We start from the raw sequence: 5,923 nt of genomic DNA on the forward strand, positions 1-5,923 counted from the left end.
GTCTGCTGGTGGGGGCGGCGGGCGACGGGGCACTGGACGAGGCGGGCCTCGACGCCGCCGAGATCGAACTCGACCGGCTGGCCGGGCTGATGCCGTACCGGCCCGGCGGGCCCCGTGCGTGGGCGGTCGCGACGGCCGGACTGCTCGGGGAGCGGTGCGGGTTCCGTGGTTCCGCCGCGGACTATCAGCGGCTGGAGTCCTCGCTGCTGCATCAGGTGCTCGGACGGCAGCGGGGGCTGCCGATCCTGTTGTCGGTGGTCTGGATGGAGGTGGCCCGGCGGGCGGGGGCGCCCGTGTACGGGGTCGCGCTGCCGGGGCACTTCGTGGTGGGGTTCGGGCCGTCGGAGGAGCAGGTGCTCGTCGATCCGTTCGACGGGGGGCGGGTGTTGAGCGGGGACGATGCGGAGTTGCTGGTCGCGGGGGCCACGGGGGCGCCGCTGGACCCCGGGATGCTGACTCCGGCCGATCCGCTGGACGTGGTGGTGCGGATCCTCAACAACGTACGGGCGTGGGCCGCCGCCCGGCCCGAGCGGACGGATGTCGCGCTGTGGGCGCTGGAGCTGTCGTTGGCGATGCCTTCGCATCCGGCGCGGTTGCGGTACGAGTGGGCGCGGTTGCTCGTGCAGCGGGGGGAGTACGTGCGGGGTGCCGCCGCGTTGGAGGAGTACGCGGAGGTGGTGGCGGGGGTGGATTCCGGGGCGGCCGAGAAGGTGCGGAGGCAGGCGGGGGCGGCTCGGGCTCTGTTGAACTGAGGGTGCCCGTTCGCCGTGGGCGTTGTTGTGCGTCGGCGGGTGCGGGCGGGGTGTGGCTGGTCGGGCCCACGCGGCGGAGCCGCATGATGTCAGAGCCCCGCGCCCCGGGGTTCCTGGCTGCCCCGGCGGTTACAGCCAGCCCTTCTCCCTTGCCGTGCGTACCGCCTCCGTTCTGTTGCGTACCGCCAGCTTGTGTATCGCCGTCGACAGGTAGTTGCGGACCGTGCCCTGGGAGAGGTGGAGGGTCTTGGCGAGCTCCGCGTTCGTGGAGCCGTCGGCCGCTGCCCGCAGGACCTCGCGTTCCCGGTCCGTCAGCGGGTTCGCGCCCCCGGCCAGGGCGGCTGCCGCGAGGGTGGGGTCGATGACCCGGTCGCCTGCGAGCACTCTCCGTACGGCGTCCGCGAGTTGGGCGGCGGGGGCGTCCTTGACCAGGAAGGCGTCGGCGCCGGCCTCCATGGCGCTGCGGAGGTAGCCGGGGCGGCCGAAGGTGGTGAGGACGACCAGTTTCACCGCGGGGAGGGCCCGGTGGACCTCGGCGGCCGCTTCGATGCCCGTCGCGCCCGGCATCTCGATGTCGAGGAGGGCCACGTCGACGGCGTGGGCGCGGGCGGCGGCCAGCACCTCGTCGCCGCGGGCCACCTGGGCCACGACCTCGATGTCGTCCTCCAGGCCGAGCAGGGCGGCCAGGGCCTCGCGGACCATGGACTGGTCCTCGGCGAGCAGAACCTTGATCGTGCGGGTCATGCGCCGGATCCTACGTCCGGGTCCGGGGGCGCGGCGGGGGCCCTGGCCACCAGGCGGAAGCCGTGCCGGGAGCGGCCCGCCTCCAGGCTGCCGCCCACCTTCTCCAGCCGCTCGGTGAGACCCGCCAGACCGCTGCCGGGGGCATCGCCGGTGGCGCCGGCCGGGCCGCCGGGGGCGCCCGTTCCGTCGTCGTCCACGGTCAGTTCGAGCATCGGGCCGTCGAGGGTCTGGCGGCGGACGAGGTCCACCGTGCAGCGGTGGGCGCCGCTGTGCCGTACGACGTTGGTGACGGCCTCGCGCAGCGCCCAGGCGAGGGCGGACTCGCTGTCCTCGGAGGCGTTGGTGAGGTCGGGGTCGGCGGGCAGTTCGGGGGTGATGCCGGCCGCCGTCAACGCGTCCCGGGCGCCCGCGAGTTCCGCGCCGAGGCGGGGGCGCCGGTAGCCGGTGACGGCCTCGCGGACGTCGACCAGGGCCTGGCGGCTGACCTGTTCGATGTCGGCGACCTGCTGCGCGGCCTTCTCGGGATGGCCGGGGAGCATCCGGCCCGCCAGCTCGCTCTTGAGCGTGATCAGGGAGAGGGAGTGGCCGAGGAGGTCGTGCAGGTCGCGGGCGAGGCGCAGGCGCTCCTCGTTCGCCGCCAGCTGGGCGACCGTCGCCCTGGCCGCGCTCAGTTCCTGCGTCGTCCGGACGAGTTCGCGTACGCCGGTCATGGCGAAGCCGCCGAGGAGGGCGGGGAGGAGCAGGGAGGTGAGATAGGCCTCGCCTCCCGGTACGGCGAGGGCGATTCCCGTGAGCAGGGCCGACACCGCCGGGATCGTGAAGCGGGCGAGCCGCAGCGGGAGGGCCGCGCCGGACGCGACCGACACGTAGACGAACAGGACGAGCCACTCGCGGCCGAGGCTGAGGGCGAGCAGCGAGGACTGGGCGGCGAGGACGGCGAGCGCGCCGAGCACCATCGGGGTGCTGTCGCGGCGGCCGGTGCGGAAGACCAGGACGAAGTACCAGGTGACGAAGGCGACCAGGCCGATCCAGCCGAGGACGACGACGCCGTCGCTGTGGCCCCCGTGCAGCAGGTCGCTGACGGGGGCGCTCAGATAGGCGAGCCAGATCCCGGTCCAGAGGAACTTGATCGCCCGCTGTCTGCGGTTCTGCGGGCGCTGCCCGATGCCGACGCCGCTCACGCCTTCCGCGTGTCCTTCCGGTAGAGCCAGGCCGCGCCGCCCGTGAACAGGGCGAAGGAAACGGCCAGGATGACGAGGTCCTCGGTGTGCGGGGCCTGACTCTGCTCGATGGCCTGGCCGAGGGAGGCGTACGCGTGGGTGGGCACCCACTGGGCGATGTCCTGCAGCCACGCGGGGAACGTCGTTGTCGGCATCCACAGGCCGCCGAGCATCGACAGGCCGAAGTAGACGATCATCGTGATCGGGCGGACCGCGTCGCCGGTGGCGAGGTAGCCGAGGGCGACGCCGAGCGCGGCGAAGACGAGGCTGCCGGCCCAGATCCCGCCGGTGAGGGCGAGCCAGTGCCAGGCGTCCAGGCGTACGTCCTTCGCCAGGGCGGCCACCACGAAGACGATCACGATGGACGGCAGACTGACCACGGCCGCGCTCGCGGTCTTCGCGAGGACATAGCCGCGCCCCGGCAGTGTGGTGAGCCGCAACTGCCGTACCCAGCCGTCCTCGCGCTCCTTGGCGATGCGTTCGCTGTTGCCCATGAGGACGGCCGTCAGGGCGCCGAAGGAGGCCATGGAGACCATCATGTACGTCGGGAGGGTCAGACCGGTGTCGCCGAGCTTCTCGGTGCTGCTCGCGCTGCCCGCGATCAGCAGGAACAGCAGCGCGGGGTAGAGCATTGAGAAGAACAGGGACTTGCGGTTGCGCAGGGCGCGGACGAGTTCCAGCTTGATCAGGCTGTTCACTTGGTCTTCGCCTCCTCGGCGGCGGTGATGGCGACGAAGGCCTGCTCCAGGCCGAGGCCGGTGACTTCGAGGTTGCGGGGGTGGAGGCCGAGGCCGTACAGGGCGTGGACGGTCGCGTCGGCGTCGGTGGACTGGATGCGGACGGTACGGCCGACTCCCGCCGCGGAGCCGCTGTGGGACACCGTGATCGTCGCCAGGAAGGGAAGGGCGCGCAGGTCGACCTCGTCGACGGAGCTCTCGGGCAGGTCGAAGGAGATCCTTCTGGCGCCCGCCCTGGCCTTGATCTCGGCGGCCGTGCCGTCGGCCAGCAGGCGACCCCGGTGCAGGACGAGCACACGGTCGGCGATGGCGTCGGCCTCTTCGAGGTAGTGGGTGGCGAAGAGGACGGTGCGGCCCTGGTCGGCCTGTTCGCGCATGGTGGCCCAGAACGCCTGGCGGGCGGAGACGTCCATGCCGGTGGTGGGCTCGTCCAGGACGATCAGGTCGCTGTCGCCGGCCGTGGCGAGGGCGAAGCGGACCCGCTGGGCCTGGCCTCCGGAGAGCTTGTGCACCTTGCGGTCGGCGATCTGGGTGATGGCGGAGCGGGCGAGGACGTCGGAGACCGGGTACGGCCTCGGGTGCAGGTCGCAGGCGAGCCGGACCAGTTCGGCGACCGTGACCTCGTCCATGAGGCCGCCGCTCTGCAGCATGGCGCCCACGCGTCCGGCGACGATCGCCTCGCGCGGGCTCGTGCCGAACACGGCGACCGTGCCGCTGTCGGCGTTCCTGAGGCCGAGCAGCAGGTCCAGGGTGGTGGACTTGCCGGCCCCGTTCGGGCCCAGCAGGGCCACGGTCTCCCCCGGGTGCAGGGTGAGCGTCAGGCCGTCCACGGCCCGGACGTCGCCGTACGCCTTCGTCACCTTGTCGAATCCCACCACCGCTGAGTCGGTGGCCTTCGTCCTGGCCTTCGTCCTGGCCTTCGTCCTGGTCGTCGTCGTGGTCGTCATGTGCACCATCGTCGGCGGGCGGGGGGTGCGATCGGCAGTGTCGGCGGTCCTGAGCTCGGGATGACAGAAGTCATACCGAGGACGGTGACAGTGACGGCGTACGACGAGGGGGCACCCGGCGTGTGCCGGGTGCCCCCTGCGCGCTGCTCTCGGACCGGCTAGCTCGGGTCCGTCTCGATGACCGCCGTGCGGTCCGTCGTGCTCTTCAGCGCCTGGCGGAGGGCGCCGTAGACGTCCTCCACGGTGACCGGGGTCTTCTCGCCGTTGCCGCGGGTGATGAGCACACCGTCGAAGGTGCCGCCGTAGAGCTCCTTGAGGGCCTTCTCGTCGTAGGAGTCGACGAGCTTGCCGTCGACCGCCTTGACGGTCATGAACCTCCAGAGGGAGTTCTCCGGGCTCATCGGGACGCTGTGCGCGGCGTCCGTCTGGACGGTCACCCTGCCCGACATCGCCGGCTGCGCGAACTCCTTCATGAACCGGTCGACCTCGGCCTTGTCGACCGACGGCTCCTTGGTCGTGGTCGGCAACCGCACGGCGGCGACCTCGCCGGTCTCGACCTGGGTGCGGTAGGCCTCCTCGACGGCGTCGGTGGACTCGTCGACGTCGATGCCCTTGCCCGCCTTGCCGTAGACGGCGACTGCCTTGCCGGCCTCGTACTTGACGGTGCCGTCGCTCGCCGAGCCGGAGCTGCCGGCGGCGCGCTGCAGGGCGGCCTCCAGCTTCTCCTCGTCGACGGGCATGACGGGCGCGACGACACGCTTCTGGCCGAAGAGCGCGCCGATCACGGAGACGGGGTTGTAGTCGCTGACGGCGGCGGCGCTGACCGTGGCCTGCTTGTCGAACTGGAGTCCGGCCTGGTCGGGCCGGAGGGAGACGGTCTCGCCGTCGACCGTGAGCTTCAGCGCCTCGTCCGTGCTCTTGCCGAAGGCCTGGTCGAGCTTGTTGACGGCCTCGTCACGGGTGCCGCCGCCGATGTCGACGCCGAGGACGGTGGTGCCCTTGGGGACGTCGGAGTGGTTCATCAGCAGACCTGCGCCGTAGACACCGCCGCCGAGGACGACCACTCCGCCGATGAGCAGACCGAGCTTGCTGCGGCCCTTCTTCTTGGCCGGCTTGGCGGACTTCGTGTTCTTCGCCGGGCCGGACTTCGCCCCCGGACCGGGGTCGGGCAGCTTCGGCGGGGTGTGCTGCACCGCGCCGTCGGGGCCCCCCGCGCCGAACGGCGTGCCCTGGCTGCCGGGGGGCACGACCGGGATACCGCTGGTCAGGGTATGCCCGGAGGGGTTGTCCACGTGGGGGCCGGGGCCGCCGTAGCCCGGGGTGCCCGGCTCGGGGACGTGCCGCTGCGGGGTGAGGACCGCGGTGTCGTCGCTGATGCCGCCGCCGGGACGGGCGTAGCCGCCGGAGGCACCGGGCGCGGAGAAGTCCGCGTCGGGGCCGCCGAAGGGGTTGCCCTGGTAGCCGGGGTTACCGGCACCGCCCTGGGCGGGCGGCGGGCCGAGCGGGCTGTCGCCGGTGATGGT

General features: G+C 72.5%; 6 protein-coding genes. 1 reads left to right on the forward strand and 5 read right to left on the reverse strand.

Annotation, left to right across the window (positions count from 1 at the left end; translation table 11 throughout):
- Positions 1 to 752: transglutaminase-like and tetratricopeptide repeat-containing protein (locus tag AWZ10_RS08430; protein ID WP_060890783.1), on the forward strand; the 752-nt coding region annotated here is incomplete at its 5' end.
- Positions 753 to 881: 129 nt separating this feature from the next.
- Here AWZ10_RS08430 and AWZ10_RS08435 read toward each other — a convergent pair.
- The 5 genes from AWZ10_RS08435 to AWZ10_RS08455 all read right to left on the reverse strand — a co-directional run.
- Positions 882 to 1,496: a response regulator transcription factor gene (locus tag AWZ10_RS08435; protein WP_046704655.1), complete on the reverse strand. Its 615-nt coding sequence runs from the start codon at positions 1,494 to 1,496 to the stop codon at positions 882 to 884.
- Complete coding sequence (locus tag AWZ10_RS08440) at positions 1,493 to 2,677, reverse strand: sensor histidine kinase (protein WP_046704654.1); 1,185 nt, start codon at positions 2,675 to 2,677, stop codon at positions 1,493 to 1,495. Before AWZ10_RS08440 ends, AWZ10_RS08435 begins: the two co-directional genes overlap by 4 nt.
- Positions 2,674 to 3,414 carry an ABC transporter permease gene (locus tag AWZ10_RS08445; RefSeq protein ID WP_046704653.1) on the reverse strand — a complete coding sequence of 247 codons (741 nt, stop codon included), beginning with the start codon at positions 3,412 to 3,414 and terminating at the stop codon, positions 2,674 to 2,676. Before AWZ10_RS08445 ends, AWZ10_RS08440 begins: the two co-directional genes overlap by 4 nt.
- Positions 3,411 to 4,400 carry an ABC transporter ATP-binding protein gene (locus AWZ10_RS08450; RefSeq protein ID WP_079104324.1) on the reverse strand — a complete coding sequence of 330 codons (990 nt, stop codon included), beginning with the start codon at positions 4,398 to 4,400 and terminating at the stop codon, positions 3,411 to 3,413. Before AWZ10_RS08450 ends, AWZ10_RS08445 begins: the two co-directional genes overlap by 4 nt.
- A 158-nt stretch (positions 4,401 to 4,558) precedes the next feature.
- Positions 4,559 to 5,923: peptidoglycan binding domain-containing protein (locus AWZ10_RS08455; protein ID WP_060890785.1), on the reverse strand; the 1,365-nt coding region annotated here is incomplete at its 5' end.

It is taken from the genome of Streptomyces europaeiscabiei (assembly GCF_001550375.1).
Lineage (GTDB): Bacteria > Actinomycetota > Actinomycetes > Streptomycetales > Streptomycetaceae > Streptomyces > Streptomyces europaeiscabiei.

Excerpts from the sequence above, each read along its gene's own strand:
- AWZ10_RS08435 (WP_046704655.1), bottom strand. The coding sequence starts at position 1,496 with ATGACCCGCACGATCAAGGTTCTGCTCGCCGAGGACCAGTCCATGGTC.
- AWZ10_RS08450 (WP_079104324.1), bottom strand. The coding sequence starts at position 4,400 with ATGACGACCACGACGACGACCAGGACGAAGGCCAGGACGAAGGCCAGG.